Annotated in this window: 17 protein-coding genes, 1 tRNA gene and 1 pseudogene; 11 read left to right on the top strand and 8 right to left on the bottom strand. The window is 49.7% G+C overall.

Annotated elements, in window-relative coordinates:
• The first annotated feature begins 246 nt into the window (after positions 1 to 246).
• Positions 247 to 936, top strand: a complete 690-nt coding sequence (locus O1V65_RS03400) for a helix-turn-helix domain-containing protein (protein WP_165429351.1) — start codon at positions 247 to 249, stop codon at positions 934 to 936.
• 166 nt (positions 937 to 1,102) lie between these two features.
• Positions 1,103 to 1,840: a GyrI-like domain-containing protein gene (locus tag O1V65_RS03395; protein WP_269130505.1), complete on the top strand. Its 738-nt coding sequence runs from the start codon at positions 1,103 to 1,105 to the stop codon at positions 1,838 to 1,840.
• Between the two features lie 396 nt (positions 1,841 to 2,236).
• Here the strand turns inward: O1V65_RS03395 and O1V65_RS03390 are convergent, their stop codons facing one another.
• The gene (locus tag O1V65_RS03390; RefSeq protein ID WP_017494463.1) at positions 2,237 to 2,407 is read right to left on the bottom strand and encodes a hypothetical protein; all 171 of its coding nucleotides are present in this window, start codon (positions 2,405 to 2,407) and stop codon (positions 2,237 to 2,239) included.
• 1,361 nt (positions 2,408 to 3,768) lie between these two features.
• Between O1V65_RS03390 and O1V65_RS03385 the strand changes: the two genes are divergently transcribed.
• Both O1V65_RS03385 and O1V65_RS03380 read left to right on the top strand, forming a co-directional pair.
• Positions 3,769 to 4,896 carry an HlyD family secretion protein gene (locus O1V65_RS03385; RefSeq protein ID WP_337251913.1) on the top strand — a complete coding sequence of 376 codons (1,128 nt, stop codon included), beginning with the start codon at positions 3,769 to 3,771 and terminating at the stop codon, positions 4,894 to 4,896.
• Positions 4,893 to 6,995 (top strand): peptidase domain-containing ABC transporter, encoded by a 2,103-nt coding sequence (locus tag O1V65_RS03380; protein ID WP_269130165.1) that lies wholly within the window; start codon positions 4,893 to 4,895, stop codon positions 6,993 to 6,995. Before O1V65_RS03385 ends, O1V65_RS03380 begins: the two co-directional genes overlap by 4 nt.
• Positions 6,996 to 7,349: 354 nt before the next feature.
• Here O1V65_RS03380 and O1V65_RS03375 read toward each other — a convergent pair whose 3' ends face one another.
• From O1V65_RS03375 to O1V65_RS03365, 3 genes and pseudogenes are all read right to left on the bottom strand, one after another.
• Positions 7,350 to 7,538 (bottom strand): hypothetical protein, encoded by a 189-nt coding sequence (locus tag O1V65_RS03375; RefSeq protein WP_084913291.1) that lies wholly within the window; start codon positions 7,536 to 7,538, stop codon positions 7,350 to 7,352.
• Positions 7,539 to 7,982: 444 nt separating this feature from the next.
• Positions 7,983 to 8,114: pseudogene (locus O1V65_RS23120) on the bottom strand (DUF6434 domain-containing protein); the annotation flags it as partial.
• Between the two features lie 116 nt (positions 8,115 to 8,230).
• Complete coding sequence (locus O1V65_RS03365; RefSeq protein WP_165429348.1) at positions 8,231 to 8,623, bottom strand: cell envelope integrity TolA C-terminal domain-containing protein; 393 nt, start codon at positions 8,621 to 8,623, stop codon at positions 8,231 to 8,233.
• Between the two features lie 251 nt (positions 8,624 to 8,874).
• Between O1V65_RS03365 and O1V65_RS03360 the strand changes: the two genes are divergently transcribed.
• Positions 8,875 to 9,645 carry a siderophore-interacting protein gene (locus O1V65_RS03360; RefSeq protein ID WP_269130164.1) on the top strand — a complete coding sequence of 257 codons (771 nt, stop codon included), beginning with the start codon at positions 8,875 to 8,877 and terminating at the stop codon, positions 9,643 to 9,645.
• 94 nt (positions 9,646 to 9,739) lie between these two features.
• On the opposite strand, the gene O1V65_RS03355 is transcribed toward O1V65_RS03360, so the two are convergent.
• The gene (locus O1V65_RS03355; RefSeq protein WP_017493944.1) at positions 9,740 to 10,210 is read right to left on the bottom strand and encodes a universal stress protein; all 471 of its coding nucleotides are present in this window, start codon (positions 10,208 to 10,210) and stop codon (positions 9,740 to 9,742) included.
• Positions 10,211 to 10,385: 175 nt separating this feature from the next.
• Complete coding sequence (locus O1V65_RS03350) at positions 10,386 to 11,582, bottom strand: MFS transporter (RefSeq protein ID WP_165429345.1); 1,197 nt, start codon at positions 11,580 to 11,582, stop codon at positions 10,386 to 10,388.
• A 231-nt stretch (positions 11,583 to 11,813) separates the two neighbouring features.
• Here O1V65_RS03350 and O1V65_RS03345 point away from each other — a divergent pair, with 231 nt between their 5' ends.
• From O1V65_RS03345 to O1V65_RS03330, 4 genes are all read left to right on the top strand, one after another.
• On the top strand, positions 11,814 to 12,698 hold the full coding sequence (locus tag O1V65_RS03345; protein WP_017493946.1) for a LysR family transcriptional regulator: 885 nt from the start codon (positions 11,814 to 11,816) through the stop codon (positions 12,696 to 12,698).
• Between the two features lie 92 nt (positions 12,699 to 12,790).
• Complete coding sequence (locus O1V65_RS03340) at positions 12,791 to 13,540, top strand: class I SAM-dependent methyltransferase (RefSeq protein WP_269130163.1); 750 nt, start codon at positions 12,791 to 12,793, stop codon at positions 13,538 to 13,540.
• Between the two features lie 343 nt (positions 13,541 to 13,883).
• Entirely contained in the window at positions 13,884 to 16,112 is a 2,229-nt protein-coding gene (locus O1V65_RS03335) for a TonB-dependent siderophore receptor (protein ID WP_269130162.1), read from the top strand.
• A gap of 151 nt (positions 16,113 to 16,263) precedes the next feature.
• Positions 16,264 to 17,208, top strand: coding sequence for an alpha/beta hydrolase (locus tag O1V65_RS03330; RefSeq protein WP_084913285.1), 945 nt, complete (start codon positions 16,264 to 16,266; stop codon positions 17,206 to 17,208).
• A 58-nt stretch (positions 17,209 to 17,266) separates the two neighbouring features.
• Here the strand turns inward: O1V65_RS03330 and iroC are convergent, their stop codons facing one another.
• Together iroC and O1V65_RS03320 are read right to left on the bottom strand one after the other, a co-directional pair.
• On the bottom strand, positions 17,267 to 20,965 hold the full coding sequence (gene iroC / locus O1V65_RS03325; RefSeq protein ID WP_269130161.1) for a salmochelin/enterobactin export ABC transporter IroC: 3,699 nt from the start codon (positions 20,963 to 20,965) through the stop codon (positions 17,267 to 17,269).
• A 59-nt stretch (positions 20,966 to 21,024) separates the two neighbouring features.
• Positions 21,025 to 22,140 (bottom strand): glycosyltransferase, encoded by a 1,116-nt coding sequence (locus O1V65_RS03320; RefSeq protein WP_269130160.1) that lies wholly within the window; start codon positions 22,138 to 22,140, stop codon positions 21,025 to 21,027.
• Between the two features lie 747 nt (positions 22,141 to 22,887).
• Here O1V65_RS03320 and O1V65_RS03315 point away from each other — a divergent pair.
• Together O1V65_RS03315 and O1V65_RS03310 are read left to right on the top strand one after the other, a co-directional pair.
• Entirely contained in the window at positions 22,888 to 24,129 is a 1,242-nt protein-coding gene (locus O1V65_RS03315) for an alpha/beta hydrolase-fold protein (RefSeq protein ID WP_269130159.1), read from the top strand.
• 215 nt (positions 24,130 to 24,344) lie between these two features.
• Positions 24,345 to 24,420, top strand: a tRNA-Asn gene (locus tag O1V65_RS03310).
• Positions 24,421 to 24,577 lie beyond the last annotated feature (157 nt).

Raw genomic sequence — 24,577 nt, 5'->3', positions numbered from 1 at the left:
ATCAATGAGGCTACTATGGCGATGAGAACCATGCGCGTAAACGGGCTCCATAGTAGGTCAACAAAAACTAGCTCATGCACTACAGCCTCCAATAAACCTATTTAAATCATCACTTTGCTAACTCTAACATCAATTGCAAAAGAATTAATCAACCATAAAGTGATAATGTTGACCGCATTGTGATACAAATATTGAGTGTTAAGATCACATTTAGTGCTAATTAAGCAGAGGGGTTGGTTAAAATTTATGCCTATGAACGAGAGTTCGCTTACTGACGACAGTGCAGGGATGTCTGTGCAATCAATAAGTCGTGCCATGCAAATAATCCACCTGTTGGAAGAAACGGCTTACCCGTTAACGCTGGGTCAGATCGCTAAACAGGTATCGCTACCGCGCTCTACGGTGCAGCGTTTAACAAATGCTTTAAAGGAAGAGAGCGTTGTCACCTCATTGCCGGGATTAGGCTTAGCCCTCCAGACGAAGGGGGCGGTTAGCTGTAAGAACAGAACAATCAATCTGCTTTCAGAAAATGACAGTAAAGGACTGACTGCTTTTAAACGCTATCTTGAGAATCCATACTATGAAGATAACTCATTGATAATATGCAGTATAAATGAAAAAGGAATGATCCCGGTGTTGTCTGTATCATCCCGAGACCCGTTTGCGTTTAATCTTGATACGGGTCTCGATGAGACTCTTTTAAATGAGATTCATGCTTATCTTAAGAGCCAGGAGGTGACGTGCGATAGAAATAAAGGGTTAAATCTACCCAACTTTATGAAAAGTGATGCTGACTCCACTTATATAGAAAAGGGGAAAATAAACCCTTATAGAGGAACCGTGTCTGTGATTAAACAATGCAAAGAAAAAAAATACTCAATGACTATTTTTGGACTGATTTCTAATATCAAAAAAAGCTTTGAAAAAATGAGATAGGCCGTTAAAAACAAATCAATGATGATGGAATGAAACAATGAATCAGAAAATGCAAGAAAGTGTCATTAAAAGCCTTTTGGATTGGATTGAAAAGAATCTACATCATCCCCTTTCTGTCGATTATGTTGCCAGTAAAGCAGGATATTCAAAGTAGCACCTACAGCGAATCTTTAAAGAGCATACCGGTATGACTTTAGGTGAATACACTCGAGGACGCAGACTTTCCGAGTCTGCAACCATTCTAAAAATCACTAAAAGAGATATTTATGATATAGCACTAGAATATGGATTTGACTCCCAGCCACATTTTAGTCGGGCTTTTAAAAAACAGTTTGGTGTGACGCCCAGGGCTTTCAGAAAGTCTGAAACATTAGATACAAAGAAATTCTTTGCGCCAATAAAATATAAGAAAGAATTATCCCTGGAAGCTGATATCGTGACGCTCGAACCCATGCAACTGGTCGGTAAGAGAAAAGAGATCCCTAGCAAGGTTGGGGAAAATGAATACTTCGATTTCAACTCCAGAATGAAGATCTGGGATGACCACTTTATCAATTTACGTGATAAGCCCACGAAACTGATTGGTTTGGTGGAGTATATTTCATCAAGAAGTTCAAGGCAGGAATATGCTTTTCAGTATACGGCAGCCACCGCACCATCGGATGCGAATAACCCTGTTAACAATGATGAGTTAATTACTATTGAAAAAGGTAAGTATGTGAAGTTTCACTACGATGGCGCTATGGATGGGATGCAGGATTTTCTTTACAATATTTATTCGGTTTATCTTCCTAAAAACAAAATGATACGCCGAAAAGGAGAGGATATAGAAATCTATAAGCCGTTAATGTCCAGCGTCAAGAATCACGATATTAATTGCCAATACTTTATCCCTATACTTTGAGTGATAATATAAATTAACACCTCTGGATTTGACTGACTGGAGACCTTATTTAAGGGAGCGCGGAGTATGGCTATCTCTCCCTGCGTATTATCGAACTTTACAACAAAACTTCTCTGGCTTATGAACCAATCCGCCAACTGACTGTAACCTCAGAGGAACAGCAGTGGCGGATGGCAAAGTATACAACGGGAAGCGAGTTTTGACCCGGTATACGGTTGAAATAATGCGTAGTGATGTCATCGCTACTCCGATACGCTCCAACTGCACGTGTTGTACCTCCCTTATATTATATTTTATGAACTCTTAAGCTGGGAGCCAGCATGTTAGATCTACAACGGCTCCACAACAGGAAATGGACTCAACATCACATACCGAAAACGATTACCCTTATAAAGCTCATAAATTAGTTGCAATTATATATTCCGCAGCATCAACACCCGCGTCGACAGGTGCGGTCAGCGTTACTAGATTCTCTTCTACTGTATGGACCAATTCGCCTAAGGAATTGGCGCCGCCAGCCACGGAATTCAGCTCTTCGTCGTTCGCTGCCAAAATAAGCTCTTTCATATTGCACCTCTAAAATCATTCATTCGTATACGCGTTCAACGCGCGAAGTACCCGCCCGAGGTGTTGCTTAAATGATAATGACAAACAATGTATTACTCATTCACAACACTCCAATGACTGTAGTGCAATCCACTAAATCATGTCCATGTCCGTGTCTTTAAACGGGTAATGCCATATAGCAAGGTTAGACGTTGATTATAATCATTTTACACCAGACAACCAAATCATGATTTAGTCAAATAACCCAGATTAACTCAAAAAAATAAGTTATTTACACTGATAAAAAGAAAAAAACAAGTCAGTTATCATGAAAAAACAACCATTACACGCATAAGATAACTATATGAATTTCACTGTCTTCAAGAGGAGGGTTTAACTCCTTTTCATCTACGTGAAATATTCACGGAGAAAGCTGGAAATCTGCCAGTCGAGATTATTCTATCGCGCGCTTTTGTAGACAGACGATCACCTGGCCACCTTGGGAAATTTAATAGCCGAGGTCAAAAGCAGTGCTGAAATTAATCTGGCAGAAATTTGTCAGAAAAGTCGACAATCTTAGCATAACTCAATATTAGGCAACAAATCATTAACCTTATAAAACCGAAAACCGAACCCATTGACAGCATAATACGCTACAGAAATTGAATATAAAAAATTTTGCAACCACCTTTTGACGCAATAGCGTTAAATAACAGTATAAGTAAGCATTGGCATTGCTTATATATATTAAATTTCACAAAAATATGCGTAACTGGTTGATTTTCATAAGTTTAACATTAAATTAATAGTAAGTTAAAGATATATTGTTATTATTTTGTTTTTCTTAAGGGAATCTAAACTTGTTTATGAACTGAGGGTGATTTCCCCAACCATTTATTGAGGGGTTATTACCGTTAGGGTGAAAATGCATTTATCATCCACTTCAGAGGTTACAATGAAAATTCTAGAATCCTGTGATATTGAAATGGTGTCAGGTGGTTAAATTAATGGTTTAATTACAAAATAATATATTGCCATTGAGAGTTTCGTGGTAAATCCGCCAGAAAACCTACAGCAAGTCGTTAGTGATGTGGGGAAAGTTACATATATCATTCAAAATAATTAAATAATAGTTTACAAACCCACAATCATGAAACTAACAATTTCATGACTGTATAACCCAATATTAACCTTGAAGATAGAGCCACATCATGCCGTCACTGTTTCGCCGGGAAGTTAGCGAACATCAGCAAGCTCAATGGCTGGGTAAGGCATTATTAATTAAGGGCTGGCCGCTGTGGCTAACTTTATTATCAACGATGGCGTTTATTATTATCCTATTGTGCTTTCTAATCTTCGCTAATTATACAAGACGCATTAGTGTGAATGCCGAAATCATCACCCAGCCACATACTATTAATCTCTTTTCTCCCGAACAAGGCGTTATTTCAAAGCTGTTTGTTGAAAATGGGCAAAGAGTGACTGCCGGTATGCCGCTTTATCAAATCGACCTCAGCCGTATTACTCAGCAGGGCAATGCCAGCACCTCAACGCTGGCGGCTATTTATAAACAGCGCCAGCAGCTTAACGATATTATTACCCAGCAGCAAAACAACAAACGCGAAACGCTCAGTAATCTGCAGCAACAGTTAGAACAGTATCAACAGGCGCAGATTGGCCTTAATCAAATGGTTGCCTCGTCTAAAGATGGGCTGAACGCCATGGGAAAAAGTCTGGACTCATACAACACCTCGCTGCGCAAAGGGCTGATAACCACCGATCAGCTGAATAATCAGCGCTATCTCTATTACCAGCAGCAGAGTGCCTATCAGAACCTTACCGCGCAGATTATCCAACAATCTCTGCAAATCAGCGGCCTGCAAAGCGCCAAGGTCACTAAAGCCGCAGAATTTGATAATCAAATTTCGCAGTCGCTCTATCAGCAGCAAGGCCTGGATCGCGAGTTGGCAGGGGCTGATGTCAAAAATATGCTGCTGATAACGGCCCCTTCACCAGGCATTATTTCGTCACTTAGCGTCACGCTGGGTCAGATGGTCAATTCCGGGGACAGCCTGGTGCAGCTGATACCGGGCAGTCACCCCGTATTTTACCTGGTGGCCTGGCTACCCGACGAGAGTCGCCCGTTCGTGACCCTTGGAGAAAGCTTGAATGTAAGCTATGCCGCATTTCCCGCCGAAAAGTATGGCCAGTTTCCAGCAAAAATTTTCTCATTAGCCGACGCCCCCAGCACCGCACAAGAGATGAAGGACTATCTCAGCGCCCCAAGAGGCAGTAACGGCGCGGTAACCGGCAGCTATTTTAAGGCAATTATTGCGCTGGATCCGGCCGCACTGAGCTGGCACGGCCAACCCTTGGTGATTGCCAGCGGCATGCAGGCGCAGCTATCGCTGTTTCTCGAAAAACGTCCGCTTTATCAGTGGATGCTTTCACCCTATTACAGCCTGAAAAATAGCATTACGGGGCCGGTTTCCGGCGGGAACAGTCAATGAATAAACAACAGTTGAATGAGTTAGTTCAGAAGTTACATTTTGGTTTTGGCCGTAAAGTGCCGCAAATTATTCAGACCGAAGCCGCTGAATGCGGTTTGGCCTGCGTTGCAATGGTCTGCGGATTTCATCGGTTGCAGACCGACCTGCTGACCCTGCGTCAGCAGTTTGATGTATCAACCCGCGGCGTAACGCTGAAAACACTGATGTCGATAACCAGCCAGCTGCATCTAAAATCACGCGCGCTACAGCTCGACATCGATGAACTCGGTGCACTGAAAACACCCTGCATTTTACACTGGGACATGAATCACTTTGTGGTGTTGATTGCCGTGCATCGTGGGCGAGTTATCGTGCATGATCCGGCTTTTGGAAGACGTGTACTGGGCATACATGAGGTGTCAACGCACTTTACCGGCGTGGCCCTCGAGCTTTGGCCTGATGCAGAATTCGTGCAGAAAAAAAGTCTTAACCAACTTAATCTACGACGCATGATGTCCAACATCGACGGCCTTGGGTCCACGCTGCTGAAATTGTTATGTTTCTCGCTAATGATCGAATCGGTTAACCTGTTGCTGCCGGTGGGTATGCAACTGGTGATGGACCACGTCATTCCCGCGCAGGACGTTAATCTGCTGACCCTGATCTGCCTCGGACTGCTTTTTTTTGTACTGTTTCGCACCGGCGTCAGCATGCTCAAGTCCTGGAGCCAGCTGGTGATGAGCACACTCATCGACGTGCAGTGGAAAACGAGGCTATTTGATCACTTGCTGGCGCTACCACTATCCTATTTTGAGAAGCGTAAACTCGGAGATATTCAATCACGTTTCATCTCCCTCGACACTCTGCGTACAACGCTAACCACCAATATCGTTAACAGCCTGATGGACGGCATTATGTCGCTTGGGTTAATTATTATGATGGCGCTGTATGGCGGCTGGCTGGTGTGGGTAATTTTAGGCTTTACTACCCTTTATACTCTGTTTCGCATGGTCACCTATCCGCGCTACCGGCAAATTTCAGAGGAGCAGCTGGTGAAAACGGCTCGGGCCAGCTCGCACTTTATGGAGTCGCTTTACGGCATGGGCACGTTGAAAGCGCTAGGTCTCTCGCCAAATCGCGCCCAGCGATGGCTTAATATGAATATCGATATCGCCAACGCCAACCTGCGCAAAACGCGTTTCGATATGTTGTACAGCGGCGGCAATGCGCTGATTGCCACTCTCGACCAGATTGTACTTTTGTGGCTGGGCGCTTCACAGTTGATCGACGGCCACATGACGCTGGGCATGTTTGTGGCGTTTAACACTTACCGAGGCCAGTTCTCTGAGCGCGCGGCTAATTTGCTCAATATGGCACTGCAACTGCGGATGCTGTCGTTGCACTCTGAGCGTATCGCCGACATTGCGCTTAACGACGTTGAGTACTGCATGCCTGAACGCCCGCTGCTGCATACCTCTGAACCCGCCGCGCTGGAGGTTCAAAATGTGTCGTTTCAATATGACGCGCTTTCAGCCCCATTGATTAAAAATCTTAACCTTGTTATTGCCGCTGGAGAAAGTGTAGCGATAACCGGTCCATCCGGTAAGGGAAAAACTACGCTGATGAAGCTGCTCTGCGGGTTGCTGCAGCCCACCTCGGGCGAAGTACGCTTAAACGGTATGGACATCAGCAAGGTGGGCGTTAACAATTATCGCGCCTGTATTGCCTGCGTGTTGCAGGATGATACGCTGTTTGCCGGGTCCATCGCCGAGAATATCGCAGGATTTGAAGAACAGCGCGAGCCAGAGCATATTATTGACTGCGCTCAACGTTGTAATATTCACCAGGATATTCTGATGATGCCCATGGGCTATGAAACCCTGATAAGCGAGCTGGGCGGAAGTTTATCAGGTGGGCAGAAACAGCGCTTATTAATTGCGCGGGCGCTTTACCGCCGCCCAAGCATTCTATTTTTAGATGAGGCAACCAGCCATTTGGACATCGAAAATGAGGCGCGCATCAATGCCTCAATTGCCGCTCTTAATATAACCCGCATTATTATTGCTCACCGCCCTTCCACGGTAGCCTCAGCCGATCGCGTTTTTGTATTAGAGGGATAATTTCATCACTATTTCACAGGCTATATCGCCAACAATTAATACCGTTGTGCAGTGAAATACCTGCATGGGCATTTTAAGGCTCTGGGGTTGAGTTTTGCAATATAATGATCAACGCAGATGGGTCGAGTAAATTACAGATTTGATCGGCCGGAGTCATTATTAACCAGCCCGCCAACTGACTGTAGAGGAATAACATTGGCGGGTGGCAAAATATCCAATGGGTAGCGGGTTTTGACCCAGCTTAGGGTTGGAATAATATGTAGCGATATAACCACTACTCCGATGTGATGCAACTGTACGTACTGTACTTCCCTTCTATTAGATTGCAGTAATACTCACAGCGGAAGCAGCCAACTAGATAACACTCAGCACAAAGTTTGCCTCTTTAAATGTATCATTAAGCACAGGTTGGGCAACACCCACATTAAACGCTCCATAACCCTGCTCTATATCATTCTCTAATAAATTTACATCACCAATTAAACTGCCACCAGCCACAGAATCCAGCTCTTTATCATTCACTAACAAAATAAGTTCTTTCATGTTGCAATCCTCGAAACTTATTATTTCAGATGCGCGATTAAGGCGCGACGTAACCGTCTAGGCTGTTGCTTAAATAACGCTTGCAAGCGAGGCGTCATTTACTTTCAACTCTAAAATTGTAGTTCATTTAACTTAACAATTATTTTTTTAATCTTAAATTACGAATGCAGTAGGATTATCTATGCACTGACGCCAGGCGTTGATGAATATACCCTTTATCAGAAAATTGTTCTTTTGGTGTGGGGAATGTTTTTTATATTTGTAATAATTAAGTTTTATACCAAAAAATTTAATTATTACAGACAATTCAACGCGTCGATAGAAGAATTTATAGTGATAAATCTTGTCGATTTCTCACTAAATAATTCAACCTATTTTTGTTACCGAGTCACTGATAGATTAATTGACCGGCTTTGAGCAAAAAGCGGAGCTGGCTTATTAAAATCAATGTCTACGCTTCCACTCATTTATAACATCACCCAAAGTTTTTGGCTCATCATTACGTATCCACATCATAAACTTCCGATCGAATCGAAAATATTCTCCACAATGTTCAATCATGAAACGACGAACGTTTGGGGTATTTTTTTAGTATTTTTCAACGATAGTGGTACGGGTTAGTAATGAGCTATGCCAATCAATTTTCAATTTACTGACTCCTGTGATTAAGAGGTTGATTAGAAATTAGGACACTAACCGTGCATATTAAAGCCAGAGATTTGAAAATCTTCATATACTTCTTCATTGGTAAAGGGTGGGAATTTGGCTTTCTGGGCTGCTGATTTTACCGCTTCGCAATATGCTTCATTTCCGTCACGGGTAGAAATGTTGGAAGCCGTGCCATCCTTAGCAAATTCTATATGTAACCTGCATTTCTTGCCCTTCCAGCTTTGTGGATCGACAACTTTGGCATTTACTGCCGCCACAATTGCACGCGCCTGGGCGCCCCATTCATCCTGATCTTCAAAGTCACCAGAACCGCAAATACCCAATGCCGAGGTTTTATGGCAGCCGGTAGGATGCAAAGCCGTGCACCCCGTTGCCAGGGTAACCACAACTGCCAGCATAAAGATTTTTCTTGCCATTTCAAACGCTCCTAATCCATTAGAATACCTGAATATATCATGATAGATACAGGTATTCTAATGGCAAACAACGGCTAACGCGGTTTAGGGCGACTGTGAGAAAAATGCGGACCCAACGTTGTTGTGGGTTAATCGCTGTGAAGCAGGTCGGTGCATGAAGCGCACTGCTCAGATAATTCAATGTCAATTATCAAATGGAGTTGAGTCTTTATAATCGTGTCACATAACTATCCGTTATAAGGAAATAGGTGATGATTAAACCCGACGAGTCGGTCAATATAAATAACGAGAGTGAATCTCGACGTATAAGAACGAGCCGCGTATGCGGTTTGCATCATATTGCCACTAATGTAAAGCGTATTACCTTGTGTGGTGACGATGTTGACTCTTTCTTATTGAATTCGCGCACGCAGCTTCCCGCTGCCTGGATAAAAGTTCTTTTCCCTGATGGTCTGAATTATGCGGCTCGTGCCTATACGCTCAGCGGCCTGGATAAATTCGCAGGCACAATCGACTTTGATATGGTTTTACACGGCAGCGGACCGGCCGTAAGGTGGGCTAAAAATGCGCAAATAGGCGATGTTGTGGGATTTGCCGGACCTGGCCCAGGGGGGTTCGCTCTGAATCCTAAAAGCAAATGGCTGCTGCTGATCGTCGATGAAGCCGGAATACCGGCAATGAAGTCTATCCTGACGAGTTTGCCTTCAAACTTGCCAGTCATATTGTTTGTCGGTGTCGAAAGTTCGGTCGGAATTACCCAACTGACACATTCAAATTTGATTGCTCAGTATTCGGCTATTAGTTCACTAAAGGGTGAAAGTGCTATGCGTATGCTTGTTCAACAGGCCATCGATGAACAAGTACTTCCAGCCAGTGAAGGGCAGGCATGGATAGCTACAGAAGCGGATGATGCTCGTTATTTAAAGCAACGGCTAATAGAGGCGGAAATATTTAAACCCACGGCTATTTTTTCCAGAGGATATTGGAAAAAAGGCGTTAAAGGCTTTAATGATACCCCATAGGCTATTATTCAAGGGATAACAGCGACGTTGCTCACAGCAATATTGACTGCAAAGAAAAATAGTTTTCGATATTTATCTTTGCAGTTATCGCTCTCTACGCTTGAGGACTGCTTTCATTTTCCTGATTTTCAACCAGCACGGGACAGTCCGCCAGGTCGATAACTTCTTTGGCAATCGAGTGCTCTACCCAGCGTTTAAGAGAGGATAAATGCCGGTGTCCCATCACAATGAGATCCACATTTAACCGACTCGCTTCTTTAATAATCACCTCCGTCGGTTCTCCGCCGATAATCGCCCCGCTGACTTGTCGATTTTCTGTCTTGAGCTTGGCTATTGCCTGATTCACCATTTTTTGAGCTTGCTGGTACTCTTGATTTGCAGGCGGATAAACCAGCCCGTCGCCGGCCTCGTCATTTATGTTTTTATCAACGATTAAAAACGCCCCGTCTACCACGCATAAAATATCGATTTTAATCAGCTTCTCTGCACTGATTTTATGGGCTAATGCAATGACAGCCTGAGACTGGGGAGAGCCGTCAAGCGCCACAAGAATATGGGTGAACATTACGTTTCCTACTAGTGAAAGATAAAGATTTCATTTTCTATTACCTTTCTCGGTAAATAAATGCCTTCACACGCAGCTATTAAGTGCGTCAGGCGCACTGCTGGGTACTCATACTTATCGGTCTCTATTGCAGCAAACGAGCTTAAGCACAGCCCTAACAGCGTGTGATTAATCCTCAGTGGGTTTGATGAATATCTCTACGTGACGTTAATAATGCCAGAGCAGCTGCAATAACTAATAAAATGGCGCTGAGGGTGAAAGTGCCTTGATAGCCGATATGGTCGAAGGTTAATCCCCCGAGGGTGGAGCCCAGGGCGATTGACAGTTGCACGATGGCAACCATCAGACCGCCCCCCGCTTCTGCATCTTCAGGCACCGTTTTAGCGATCCAAGTCCACCAACCTGTAGGAGCAGCAGTGGCGATCACCCCCCATAAGGCGAGTAGCGGTGCAACTATCCAAAGACTGTGGCCAAAGGCGATAAGCGCTCCGGCTATTGCAGCCATAAGAAAGGGGATGACAATCAGCGTGGGGTAAAAGGCAGATTTCAAAAATACACCGATCGCCAGGGTTCCCACGAAGCCAGCGACGCCGAGAGTCAGCAAAATGAGCGACAGCGTAGTGATATCCACCTGCGTTACCGTCTCAAGGAACGGGCGCAAATAGGTAAACAACGAAAACTGCCCCATAAAGAACAATCCGCAGGCCGTAAGGCCAACGGCCACCAGCGGATTAGAAAAAAGACGGAAAACAGTGCCGGTAGGTTTATCATTTTTATCCGTTCTCATGGGCGGCAGGCTCAGCCACTGCCAGATAAAGGCCATTACCGCGACCGGAACGAGGCAAAAGAATGCCCCTCGCCAGCCGATGACAGAACCCAGGTAACTGCCAAGCGGTGCCGCTATCACGGTGGCCAACGCATTACCCCCGTTAAAAATAGCCAGTGCACGAGGAACTCGCTGCGGTGGAACCAGGCGAATGGCCGTGGCGGCAGACAGCGACCAGAACCCACCAATCGCAATACCAATTAAAGCCCGGCCAGCCATGTAAATAAGATAACTGGGTGCTAACGCGATAACGGCACCGGAAAAGGCCATCAGCACCGTCATCCCCAACAGCAGTATTTTTCGATTGAGCGCGCCAGCTAATGTTGAAATGGAGAGACTGGTCATTACCGCAAACAGGCCAGAAATCGCAATCCCCTGCCCAACCAGTCCCCCACTGACGCCTAATTCTTTAGAGATAGGCGTCAGTAAGCTGACAGGCATAAATTCTGAAGCAACGAGCGCAAAGACGCACAGCGTCATGGCGAATACGCCGCCCCAGTAAGCCTGCTCTCTGAGAAGTGGTGTGTGATTCGCCAAACTGGGCATAGATTTCTGACTCCGAATAATACCCCGCTGTTTTTAGGCAAGCCGAGGCCGAACGCTATTCACAGGAATAGCGTCAAAAAATGGATGAAAGATGCAAACAGCAACCGCGTTTATAGGCCAGAGCCTAATAAACTGTTGTCAGGAATTTTACCCGTCGGCTGCATTATTACTAGCTAATGAATACTTAATAGGTTTATAACCAATGCTTATTAATGTAGTGGAACCTGCCTGATGAAACGTAACCTCAATGACCTGCTCTATTTTGTCACGGTCGCTCGTGAAAGCAGTTTTACCCGTGCCGCTGCAAAGTTAGGGGTCACTCAACCGGCTCTCAGCCAGGCGATTTCCGCACTTGAAGAACGGATGCAAATTCGCCTGCTAACGCGTACTACGCGAAGCGTATCGCCGACATCAGCAGGAGAAAGATTGTTGCTGGCTATAGGTGATCGTATTGATGAAATTGAAGCCGAACTGGATATGCTGACCGAACTGCGCGATAAGCCCGCAGGGACGGTGCGCATCACCTGCGGGCCAGACGTTTTGCACACTATCCTGTTGCCAAAGCTGGCCCCGTTGCTGCGAGAGTACCCGGATATAAATATCGAGTTCGACGCGAACCATGGTTTCCGCGACATCGTTGCAGACCGTTTTGATGCGGGCGTTCGACTGGGTGACACTATCGATAAGGACATGATAGCGATACCCATTGGTCCCAAGCTGCGTATGGCTGCGGTCGCCTCTCCAGACTATTTTTTACGCTATCCTGTTCCCAAAACCCCTTATGAATTGACGCAGCAGCCTTGTATAAACCAGCGTTTGATTAGCTCTGGCGGGTTGTATGCCTGGGATTTTGAACGGGATGAAGGGAGTTTTAACGTACGCGTCAACGGACAGCTCATTTTCAACACATCCTCCCACGTGATAGATGCGGCGCTTGCCGGACTCGGCATTGCTTTTTTACCCGAAGAGGAGTTTGGAACCCTGATTGAAGAGGGTCGTCTGGTCCGCGTGCTTGAACCCTGGTGCAGGCCATTTCCTGGTTACTACCTTTATTATCCAAGCCGTAAACAGCAGTCTCCCGCATTCTCATTGGTGGTGGATGCACTGCGATTATGAAGCGGACCAGGTGTGGGAGACGCCTGAGCATGGCGATTGATTACGACCTGTGTAACAATTTGAAGCAACATTCACTTTTATATGGCAAATAAATGAAACCGTTTGATGACCTTGTAAAAGAAGCCCAAGAGGCTGACGTAGAGGGTTGGGGGTTTGGCTGGCTGGCAGGAAGAGCGACGGAAGAAAGACCACTGTGGGGATACGCTAAGTTACTGGGTCAACGCCTGAGCAGCGTAAACTCTGCCTTAGACCTCGATACCGGTGGCGGTGAGGTGCTAAACGAGGCTCCAGTATTCCCCTCAAAAATGTTTGCCACGGAAGCGTGGCCGCCAAATATAAAGAAGGCCCGTGAGCTTTTGTCCGCGCGTGGGGTGCAAATCATCGACTCAGCGGGCATCAACACACTTCCTTTTGCTGATGCTTCCTTTGAGTTAATAACCTCTCGCCACCCCGTCGCGCCGAACTGGTCGGAAATTCACCGTGTTCTTCAGCCAGGAGGCCGCTATTTTGCGCAACATGTGGGCGCAGCCTCTGCCTTTGAACTCATTGAGTACTTTTTAGGCCCTTTACCCTACGAGAGAACGCTGCGTAATCCTGAAAAAGAGGCTAAAGAGGCAGAGGCGGCAGGATTAGAAATTGTGGATTTGCGCTTAGCGCAGGGTCGAATGGAATTTTTCGATATTGGCGCAATAATCTGGATACTGAGAAAATGTGTATGGTGGGTTCCCGATTTTTCAGTAGAAAAATATCGTCAAAAATTATTAAAGATGGATCAACAGATGCGTGACGGTATTCCTTTTATTGCACATTCTACCCGGCACTTAATCGAAGCACGCCGATAAACCCAAAAACCCGCTTTTAGAGTACGGCCGCCCTTTATAGGCGGCCGGTTCGCGTAATAACATTCGTCCTAATGACTCTTTGAGGATCTGCCTGTTGTTCTCCAAAAGATCCATAATTACCCCTATTTCTAAATAATTAATCCACTAATAAGTACCCCCGGCAATTAAGCGGAATTATTGGCGTATCCCTCCCTTCGGAAAAAGAATATTTACCCCCAGGAATCCCTGTTATTTGCCCCACAGTCTGGGTGCAAGAAAATTCCTAATTGTAATCAATAATCATTCTCATTATAGTTTAGTTTCTTATTTACGTTTTTTTAACACAGGGCAGGTGTTTCATATCATGAGGAAAGATACCTATAAATATTCGTTGTTGAGTTCGCTCATCGCGGGAAGTCTGGTCGTACCTTTGGCGCAAGCGGACGGAGTCAAAGACGAAGAGAAAAACAATCATGAAGATACCATAGTGGTTACCGCCCGAGAGCAAACGCTGCAAGCGCCGGGCGTGTCAATCATCGACAGCGAAGCGATAAAAAAGCACCCTATCCAGCGCGACGTTTCAGAAATCATTCGTACCATGCCGGGAGTGAATCTCACCGGCAACTCCAGCAGTGGTCAACGCGGTAACAACCGTCAGATAGATATTCGCGGTATGGGGCCGGAGAATACCTTAATTCTGGTGGACGGTATGCCGGTGAGCAGCAAAAACTCGGTGCGCTATGGCTGGCGCGGCGACCGTGATACCCGTGGCGACAGTAACTGGGTGCCGCCTGAAATGATCGACCGCATCGAGGTCATTCGCGGTCCGGCAGCCGCGCTGTACGGCAATGGTGCGATGGGCGGCGTGGTGAATATCATCACCAAACAGGCGCAACCTGCGTGGCACGGCAACTTCAATACCTATTACAACGTGCCGGAACACAAAGAGGAAGGCGCCACCAAACGCTATAACGCCAGTCTGAGCGGTGCGCTGGCAGACCATCTGAGCCTGCGCCTCTACGGCAACTGGAGCAAGACTCAGGCCGATGGGCAAAACATCAACGCCGGGCACGCCGCAGAACGTACCGGTAAATATGCGGGCCAGGTTCCGGCCGGTCGCGAAGGGGTCATTAACAAGAATATCAATGGCGTATTACGCTGGGATTTCGCCCCGATGCAGGCGCTGGAACTGTCTGCCGGGTTCAGTCGTCAGGGAAATTTGTACGCCGGGGACACGCAGAACACCAACAGCAGTGCGCTGGTAAGAGCCAACTATGGTAAAGAAACCAACATTATCTATCGCCAGTCGCTGTCGCTGAAATACACCGGGGCCTGGGACAACGGCATCACCACCAATAACTACATCCAGTTTGAAAAAACGCGTAATACTCGTCTGAATGAAGGCCTGTCAGGCGGCCTTGAGGGGCTCTTTAGCACCACTAATCCGGGCTTCTCGACCATCACGTTGAACGATACCAATCTGCATTCGGAGGTAAATCTCCCGTTCGACCTTGCGGTCCCCCAGACCCTGACCTTCGGCGCGGAAATGAACCATCAGACCATGGCCGACCCAACCTCTAATACGGTGACCACCACCTCCACGGTAAACGGTGTCTCAAGTACCGGTCGCAGCAACTACAGCTCGGCGGATATCTACGGCATTTACACCGAGGACAATATCGACCTGACCGACTCGACCCGTTTGACTCCGGGAATACGTTTTAACCACCAGACTTACACCGGCAGCAACGTCAGCCCTTCACTGAATCTTTCGCAGGAGCTGGGTGATAATTTCACCCTGAAGATGGGGATTGCCCGCGCATGGAAAGCGCCAAACCTCTATCAGACCAACCCTAACTACCTGCTATACAGCAGCGGCAACGGCTGTTATGCCAGTTCTGTAAGCTGCTATTTGCAGGGCAACAAGGATTTGAAAGCCGAGACCAGCGTCAATAAAGAGATAGGCATTGAGTACCACCACGACGGCGTTCAGGCGGGTCTGACCTGGTACCGTAACGACTATCACAACAAGATTGAAGCGGGCTACTCACCGGAATACGGCAACGGAACGTCTGACGTCTACAAGTGGGAAAACGTGCCTAAATCTATCGTGCAGGGGCTAGAGGGAACGTTTAACTTCCCCCTCAGCGAAACCGTCACCATGAACAACAACTTCACTTACATCATTGACAATAAGAACGATACCACCGGCGATTACCTGACGATTATCCCGAAATTTACCCTTAACTCGACCCTCGACTGGCAGGCCACCAGCGATCTGGCGCTGGAAGGAACAATGACATGGTATGGCAGACAAAAACCGCAGAAATATAACTCTCAGGGCGGCGACACTACCGGCACGGAAACCTGGCAGGTGGCCCCTTACGCCGTATTTGGCATGAGCGCGCTTTACAGCATCAACAAGGACATCGACGTCACCGCTGGGATAGACAATATTCTGGATGAGCGCCACTTCCGCGAGGGCAACGCCCTGACTTCCGGCACCTCCCCGACCTACGCCTATGGCGCAGGGGCGCGAACCTACAATGAGTCGGGCCGCACCTTCTATATGGAGCTGGGCATGCACTTCTAATACCTCGTCAGTCCCCAAAGGCCCGCCTTGCCAACAGCAAGGCGGGCTTTCCTGATTTTCCCTTCAGGCAAACCCGTCACTGCCTTATTGTTATTAAGGTCGCACAGAATCTACACCTCGTTATCGCGGTGAATATATTGAGAAATTATAAATGAGCAATCTGTTATCCAGCAGGAAATATCCACGTATCGCACCGCTTCTCATCGCATTCTTTTTGACCCTCTTCTATACCGTCAACGGCTACGCTCGACCCGACATGACGCCTCTGGGGCCGAATATCGCCGACAAAGGGTCAGCTTATTATCATTTTTCAGTCAGCACCTTCGATTCTGCCGACGGCAGAAGACATTACAAGGTGTGGACCGGCGTACCCGATAAAAGCGCGCCGCCTTCCGGTTATCCGGTGCTTTATCTGCTCGACGGTAATGCGGCGATGGACAAACTTTCGGAGCCTGTTCTTAAACAGCTTTCAGCGGGCACGCCACCGATAATCGTGGCCGTCGGCTATCAGACTCCCCTGCCTTTTGAGGTGAATGCCAGAGCCTATGATTACACGCCGCCGGTGCGAGAGAGCCATCATCAGGACCTGCACGGCCGTGAGAATGGCGGCGCACAAGTCTTTCGTCACTTGCTGGAAAAAACCATTGTACCGGGCGTTGAAAAAGGTCTGAAAATAGACCCGGCTAAAAGAGGTCTCTGGGGGCATTCCTACGGTGGGGTGTTTGTTCTCGATACTTACCTGTCTTCCTCGTCACTGTTCAGCCGCTATTATTCCACCAGCCCGTCTTTGAACCGGGATTATGCCGTCCTGGTCGACAGGCTCGGGGAGATTAAGAAAGCGGATTTCTGTAATAAGTCGCTGTCTCTGTATGAAGGGGACGACACGCCGGGCAAAAATATCAAATCTGAAACCGCACCGGAAGTTCTGCTCAAGCTTCGCAACACGCTAGCAGCGCTGCATAACCAAGGCCTGCCGGTGTCCTACTGGTCAGATCCCCTGCTCAGCCACGGTCAGATGTTTAACGCCTCTCTGCCGCGTGCGCTGTTAAATATCGCAGCGGAGCAACAGAGCAACCTCAAGTCGACCTGCCCGTAATCATCGTTAACCCGACATTGCCATGCCGGCAATGTCGGGTATCAAGCTTCCGTCGTCGTTACGACATCACCTCTGCTTCATTATCAACATCGACTTCTTCAGAATCCATCACCAGGGAAGGCTCACTCCCTGCGCTATCACGCCACAGTCGCGCATACAGTCCACCTTTCGCCAACAGCGCCTCGTGCGTACCGTATTCGGCAACACGCCCCGTTTCCATCACGGCTATCGCATCGCAGCGACGGGCTGTGGTGAGTCGGTGCGCCACCACCAGCGCCGTTCGGCCCTCGGTATGCGCCCCCTCGGCGAGTGAGGTCATGAGTGTCTCCTCTGAGGCGTTGTCCAGACGCGCCGTCGCCTCGTCGAGCAGCAGAACGTGCGCGTTGGCAAGCTGTGCTCGCGCCAGAGCAACGAGCTGACGCTGTCCTGCCGAGAGATCGGCCCCACCGTTGTTGACCGGTGTGCGGAACCCTCGCGGCAAGCTTCGCACCGTGTCGAAAAGCCCGGCCTGCCTTGCCGCGCGCTCAACCTCTGCGTCGCTGCTTGATGGCCGCGGATAGCGGATATTTTCCGCGATATCGCCGCTAAACAACGCAACATCCTGCTCGACCAACCCAACCTGAGCACGATAATCAGCCAGCAGGTTTTCTTCTATGGTACGTCCCCCGATGCGAATCTTGCCGTCGGTCGGTGTGTAAAGCCCGGCTATCAGCTTAACCAGCGTAGACTTCCCTGCCCCACTGCGTCCCACAACGGCAACCAGCGCGCCTTGCGGTATCGACAGGCTAAGCTTATCCAGCGCGGGTTCACGGCTGCCGGGGTAAAGGAAGGTCACGTCTTCCAGCGTCAGTGCACCTTTTAAAGGAACGATGGCAGACGGGTCAGAGGGTCGCACCTCTTCAGCCCCTTCCGTCGCCAGCAGAGCGTCAATCTGTCTGGCGCTCGCCGAAGCCTGTTGGTAAGAATCGACAATGCCCGACAGCTGCTGTACCGGCCCATAAAATTGCCCCAGCAACAGGAAGAAGGCCGCCATCACACCGGCCGTCATCTCCCCTTCGGCAACGCGCGATGCCCCGACCAGCAGCACGGCCGCGTAAGCCGCTTCGGTACAAAAGGTCAGGAACGGGAAGTAGACGGCAAGGTATTTTTGCGCACGCACGCGGGTGGCACGGAAACGGTCAGACAGCGAACGTAAACGTGCCGCCTCTGCCCCCTGTTGCCCGTGAGACTGCACTACGCGCAGTCCCGAGACTTTCTCCTGTAGGCTGCTGTTGACTTTACCAATCTCGACACGCGCCTGTGCATAGGCCGGTGAGCTCAAACGGCGATAGACCAGCGTCGCCAAGATAACCACCGGAACGGCGCTCAGAGCCACACAGGCCAGAACCGGATCGAGCCAGAACATGGCAATCGCAATCGCCAGCATGGTGATCAAACTGGTTGCCGCACCGGCGAGGCCGTTTTGCAGGAATCGCGCCAACGCATCAACGTCGACGGTCATGCGGGTCAGTCGGGTATCGGCGTGCTGCTCGTGGTAAGGCATGCCCAGACGCAACAAGTGCCCAAAGCTGCGCAGACGAACCGTATGCTGTACGGTCTCCGCCGCGCGCGACGAAACCACGGTTTGCAATGAGTAGCAGCACCCGCTGACGGCGACTAACGCCAAGGCAAACGCGGCACAGGTGCCGATAATGGTCAGATTGCCTGCCGCGACGCCCATGTCGATGCCCCGTTGTAGCAGCACCAGTACGCCTACGCTCGCCGCCGAGTCCACGGCGGTCAGCAACGCTGCGACAATGAACATCCAGGAGACGGGAGATAACAGTGAGGCAACGCGTCGGCCCTGACCGTCCTGCGCCATCTGTACCGCCCGTTCTGGCACGCGACTCATGCGCTCGCGGAACCCTTCCCCGGCCCCGGCAGCCGCGAGGATGTTGTCCTCATCAACCGACGAAGAATCAGGCTCCGGCCACAGCTGTGCATGAGAAGAGAGCGGCTTCTCGAGGAAATCACCTGCGCCGGACATCAGGGCGCGGAATGCCGGACAACGCGCCTCTAGTTCAGCCTGGGTGCCGACATCGGCAACGCGCCCTTCATCCAGCACCACAATCTTACTGGCTAACTGCAAGGTCGAACGTCGACGTGCGATGACCAGCAGCATGTGATCCTCATCGGCATAGCGTCCGAGGGCGGCGTTAATCTCGGACTCGGTACCGGCGTCCACCGCCGAGGTGGTGTCATCCAGAATTAACAGACCAGGTGCGGTCAGCAGTGCACGGGCGAGCCCGATGCGCTGGCGTTGTCCACCTGAGAGGTTGGAAGCACGCTCAGCGAGACGGGTTTTGAAACCCTTGGGCAACGCGGAAATAAAGCCCGTTGCACCGGCGGCATCGGCCGCACGACGAATGTTCTCCTCCGTCGCCTCAGGGTGACCATAGGCAATATTTTCAGACACGGTTCCGGCAAACAGGAAGGTATCTTCGAATACCACGCCTACGGCACGGCGAAGCTCCTCGAGTCGAAGACTGGCAATGTTCTGCTTTCCCTGAGAAGTATTGAGCCACAGCGTTCCACAGGTCGGATCATAGAAGCGTGCGAGCAGCATCGACAAGGTCGACTTGCCCGAACCCGACGCCCCGACGACCGCAACCGTCTCTCCCGTCTCGATAGAAAATGACACGTTGCTGAGCACGTTAGCGCCTTTGGCGTAGCTGAATCCGACATCATCCAGCGTCAACCCGACGACCTTACCTTCTACAGCCTGCGTACCGTCCTGCATCTGCGATTCGGTGTCAATCAGAGCGAAAACACGCTCTGCAGAGGCCTGGGTGCGCTGTCCGATAACCAGGAACGAGGCCAGCACGCGAGTTGGGCCGGTGAGCATAGCGAGGAAGCTGGCAAAGGCCACGAAGGTGCCGAGGTCGATGCGTCCAGCCATCACCGACCAGCCGCCAACGCACAGCAGCACTATCTGTCCCAGCACCGGCAGCGCCAGCATGGTCGCCCCCGGTATCGCCTGAGCAATGGCCGCACCAATGCGCACGCGCACCATGTGCCGCGACTGTTTGTCAAGCCATCGCATCTCACGCAGCTCCGCTACGCAGGATTTCACGATAGAGATTTGCGCCAGGACTTCACGCATGTGCTCTGTCAGGTTGGCGAGTTTGTCCGACGCCATGCCCGTCTGGGCAAACACGCGTCGACGAACACGCAGCGCGGTAGTGGCCAGACCGGCCAGCACGAGCACCACGATAAGCGTCATCGACGGTGACATCCAGAGCATCACCGCGAGACCCGCGACGTAATAGGTCAGCACGGCCAGCGGAACCGGGCACATCTGTAACAGCATATGCACCTGCTGCAGGTCGCTGTTGGTTCGTGAAATCACCTGCCCGGTGCGCAGCGCGTCCTGCCCTGCACCATCGAGTTTCTGGATGCTGTCGAACACCCTGCCCCGCAGCGTATGCTGGACCCACAGAGAGAGCTCCCCCGCGTAGCCACGGCGCACGTAGTTGCCGACAAAATCAAACAGCGCGATGAAGAGCAGTCCTCCCGCGAGCCACGGCAACTGCGCCGAGTTGCCCGCCAGGGCGTCGTTCACCGCCTGTCGGGTTAGCAAGGGCGCTAACGCGGCCAGAAGAATCGTGCTGACAGACGCCAGCACGACGATGATACTGAGTTTCTTGCGTTCCCAGCACACACCAGCAAGTCGGACTGTCCATGAGCTCGCGGGTGTTGAAGAATGAGTAGTGGGCATCAACCCTCCTGTAATCTGCAATAAAAAAACCCATGACCTGAGTCATGGGATGGCTGCAATCAGCCGGCTTTCAGTTGTGCAACAAGACGTTCAGCCACCTCTGACGGCGTGGCCTGCGCCGCCATTTCTGCGGCGACCTGTGCTGATGCACTGCGAAGCCTGATATCACTGAGGAAGGTGTTAATGAGGTCACTGCTCAAGCCGTTCTCGCCGGGGATAATCCCGCAGCCTCGGTCCACGACGGTTTTGGCATTCACGGGACGGTCTGCCCCTTCGCCAAATACGATCTGCGGGATCCCGGCGTGCAGGGCCGTCAAGGTATTTCCCGCGCCGCCGTGATGGATAAATCCATCGGCGCCGTTGAGGAATACGCCCATCGGGATCCAGTCAACAAGGCGTACGTTGGGCGGCAGTTCTCGCAAATCGGCGCGCGCATTTGCCGACAGGTGCAGAATGATTTCAGCGTCGACCTCGTGGGCCGAGTCCATAACCCATGAAATCAAGTCCAGGCCATCGACCATCGGTTTGACGGTGCCGAGACTCACCAACAGACGTTTGCGGCCCGGCGTCCTGTCCCACCATTTCTCCCACACTGCCCCCCCGTTGTAGGGCACATACTGCATGGAGATAACGGGCTCACCGTCATTCTGGAGAATGCTCATACTGGGTGGCGTCACGTCTATCCACGCCAGGTCACGCGGCGGTGCCTCAACGCCGTGACGGGCGTAGGCATCGGAAAGCGAACGCGTTACGCCTTTGATATGCCAGGGAGTGTGAGCGAAACCGACGCTTTGCATAACTACGGGGATATTATATTTGGCGCCAATCAAAGGCCCGACGACGCCAAGCGGCGGATAGATAATTAAGTCGGGTTTCCACTGGCCCGCGAATTCAATCAGCCGATCGGCCATTTCTTCACTAAAGAAAGAAAAGTTTCCCATTTTGGTGCCGGCGTTGCTCTGCTTGCGCAGGTCTTCACGACGCCGATAATCGGCCTCAGAATCGAATCCGGGCGCGGCATCGAACGCCACCAGACCCGCCTCGGCCGCCTTCTGGGCAAATTTCCCCGAACTTGCGATAAGAACTTCATGTCCATTAACGCGAAAACCCTGAGCCAGCGAAAGTACTGGATATAACAAACCGTATAAAGGTGGACCAACAAAAAGAATACGCATGAGAAAATCCCTCTCCTGCCTGGCGTACTTAAATAGGAAATATCACGCAGTCTCACCCCTGTGGAGGCTGCCGTATTTTCCCGCCAGGCTACTATTCAGCAAATAGACGCTGAGTCCCCGTTGAATTTTAATAGAGCCATTCTTCGACGACCCAAACGCCGTGAACAACGTAAGCTATTTCTTTTTACCGTGCGAAAACCCTATCGAATAATGTTTAGTTATTCCCGTCTACTAATAAAGTAGTAATGTATTTAAATCCTAAGGCAAAGATTATCGTTTCAGCGCGCAGCATAGAAGGCCGCAACAGATCTAGCTACGTCATAGAATAGCCCAACATCACTGCCTCGGCGCTTATTGATGGGGCAATAGCACAGAGACATCGCAGGTATAAGCTATTTAATTAGAGCCCTTGGCTTTGGACTCTGCTTATAACGCTAGCATAGGATTACACCTTATGTAAAACGTATATTAATATTTATTATTTAATGTTTTCTTCATTAGCCTTTTATTACCGCAGGGTATTTAAATTCATTAACCACTTACTCACTCGGGGTAAAGGATACGATTACCCCTTTATTCATGCTGGGTAATAAAGCGGTTTATCCTTTATTTTAATCCGTCTATTAAGGCTCAAAGGTATATTATTACATTTTGTCGTGACATCCACCTCAGAACGTTATCTAATAACGCAACGGACAGTTTTTATTAACGGTATAAATAACCTTAACTATTTCATGGATGATTAAAATGAGTAATATCCCGCTTTTTTCGCCTCATGATACCGCTGCGGCAGCACGGCTCATCAAACAGCTGGTAACACAGACATCGCTGGATATTACGCAATTTTGGCATGACGTGGAGTCAGTCGGCGTCCCGCTGGTCACCGAAGTGTCGGGTAAGCGCGATGAACGCGAAGTCACCTTTTTATGGCGTTCATCTAAATCGCTGCTGGGCGTTTATGTTTTCCTGAACCGGGTAACCGACAAAATAAATGTTCCCATGGGGCTGATGACGCACATCCCTTCTAGTGATATCTGGACCTTAACGCTGCGATTACCGGCGACCTACCGCGGCACATACACCTTCACTGAAATCCCGCTGGGGACCTCACCCGAGGTTGTCGCCAGGCTTGGCGGACGCTTTACGCCGTTTGTGGGCCAACCCGATCCGTTTAATAAGGCCTGCGGGATTAACGTGCGCGGCGTCGCAGAGGAATCAATCCTTGCTCTGGATAAAGCCCCCGAACAGCCCGAATGGGCGGGTGCACCGCTCACTCCTCGCGGCCTGCTAGTGACTTCCTATCCTGCCGTTGCCGGTCATAAGCGCCGCGTTCGCCTCTATGTCCCCGACGTTGCAGGAACAGAGCCGCTGGGACTGCTGGTGTTGCTCGATGCAGAAAAATGGTTTGATCACGTCGGCGTACTCGGGGCGATTGACGTTGCCATCAACAACGGCCGCATCGGGCCGATGGCCGTGCTCGGCATCGATAACCTCGATGAGTCCGATCGCACCGCAATCCTCGGCGGCCAGAGCGAGCTGGTGCTCGACATTGCCGAACGCCTGGTGCCGCAGATAATGGCCGATTACCCCGACAGAGTCTGGGCCGGTCGTTCAAAAACGGTACTTTGTGGCCAGAGTCTGGGCGGCGTCACCGCGCTTATGGCCGCGACCCACGCACCTGACATTTTCGGTACTGTCCTCAGCCACTCACCTTCCATGTGGTGGATGCCGCAGAGAAGCAAGCGTGACCTCAGTTTTAGTGAGAATGATGCATCATGGGTGAGTGAACACCTGCTGTCCGCGCCGCCAAAAGGGGTGCACGTTCGACTCTGTGTCGGATCGTTAGAGGGTTCCACCGTTCCTCATCTCGAGCAACTGCACAAGCGCTTACGGGCAGCAGGCATTGACAGCCATCTTTCGGTCTATACCGGCGGCCATGATTTTGCATGGTGGCGCGGGGCGCTCATCGACGGATTGTCTGCATTATAATTTCTTTAAAGAGTCAGAGCGCGCGGTTTGCCAGCGATCCAGGCATCAACTTCGCGCTGTGCAGGTCGCTTATCAGGGATAGCGAGGTGATTTTTCAAACATATTTGATCAGGTTATCAATGATTTGACTAGCAAATCAGCAGATAAAACGCTTTTTTAACTAACCCTTTGACTTGGCTGCCGGGAGTCACTATTATTCGCCTCGTTCAAACGATTCCTCTGTAGTTCAGTCGGTAGAACGGCGGACTGTTAATCCGTATGTCACTGGTTCAAGTCCAGTCAGAGGAGCCATATTTAGAGAAGCCCGCTTAAGGAAACTTAAGCGGGCTTTTTGCTTTCATCTTCTCCTCCCACCTCATCCCCCTTTTTCTCGACGAGCTGGAATATCCTCTTTCAAAACCAGCCCTGGAAGGATTAAGCGATGCAGCGGATAAAGGCCATCCTATTG

Source organism: Rouxiella badensis, from assembly GCF_026967515.2.
In the GTDB taxonomy this organism is placed as follows: Bacteria; Pseudomonadota; Gammaproteobacteria; order Enterobacterales; family Enterobacteriaceae; genus Rouxiella; species Rouxiella badensis.
The sequence above is the reverse complement of the archived record's forward strand: the minus strand, read 5'-3'. Positions and strand labels throughout refer to the sequence as shown.

Coding starts and splice junctions, on each gene's coding strand:
- O1V65_RS03400 (WP_165429351.1), top strand. CDS start 247: ATGCCTATGAACGAGAGTTCGCTTACTGACGACAGTGCAGGGATGTCT.
- O1V65_RS03390 (WP_017494463.1), bottom strand. CDS start 2,407: ATGAAAGAGCTTATTTTGGCAGCGAACGACGAAGAGCTGAATTCCGTG.
- O1V65_RS03380 (WP_269130165.1), top strand. CDS start 4,893: ATGAATAAACAACAGTTGAATGAGTTAGTTCAGAAGTTACATTTTGGT.
- O1V65_RS03375 (WP_084913291.1), bottom strand. CDS start 7,538: ATGAAAGAACTTATTTTGTTAGTGAATGATAAAGAGCTGGATTCTGTG.
- O1V65_RS03365 (WP_165429348.1), bottom strand. CDS start 8,623: ATGGCAAGAAAAATCTTTATGCTGGCAGTTGTGGTTACCCTGGCAACG.
- O1V65_RS03360 (WP_269130164.1), top strand. CDS start 8,875: ATGATTAAACCCGACGAGTCGGTCAATATAAATAACGAGAGTGAATCT.
- O1V65_RS03355 (WP_017493944.1), bottom strand. CDS start 10,210: ATGTTCACCCATATTCTTGTGGCGCTTGACGGCTCTCCCCAGTCTCAG.
- O1V65_RS03350 (WP_165429345.1), bottom strand. CDS start 11,582: ATGCCCAGTTTGGCGAATCACACACCACTTCTCAGAGAGCAGGCTTAC.
- O1V65_RS03345 (WP_017493946.1), top strand. CDS start 11,814: ATGAAACGTAACCTCAATGACCTGCTCTATTTTGTCACGGTCGCTCGT.
- O1V65_RS03340 (WP_269130163.1), top strand. CDS start 12,791: ATGAAACCGTTTGATGACCTTGTAAAAGAAGCCCAAGAGGCTGACGTA.
- O1V65_RS03335 (WP_269130162.1), top strand. CDS start 13,884: ATGAGGAAAGATACCTATAAATATTCGTTGTTGAGTTCGCTCATCGCG.
- O1V65_RS03330 (WP_084913285.1), top strand. CDS start 16,264: ATGAGCAATCTGTTATCCAGCAGGAAATATCCACGTATCGCACCGCTT.
- iroC (WP_269130161.1), bottom strand. CDS start 20,965: ATGCCCACTACTCATTCTTCAACACCCGCGAGCTCATGGACAGTCCGA.
- O1V65_RS03320 (WP_269130160.1), bottom strand. CDS start 22,140: ATGCGTATTCTTTTTGTTGGTCCACCTTTATACGGTTTGTTATATCCA.
- O1V65_RS03315 (WP_269130159.1), top strand. CDS start 22,888: ATGAGTAATATCCCGCTTTTTTCGCCTCATGATACCGCTGCGGCAGCA.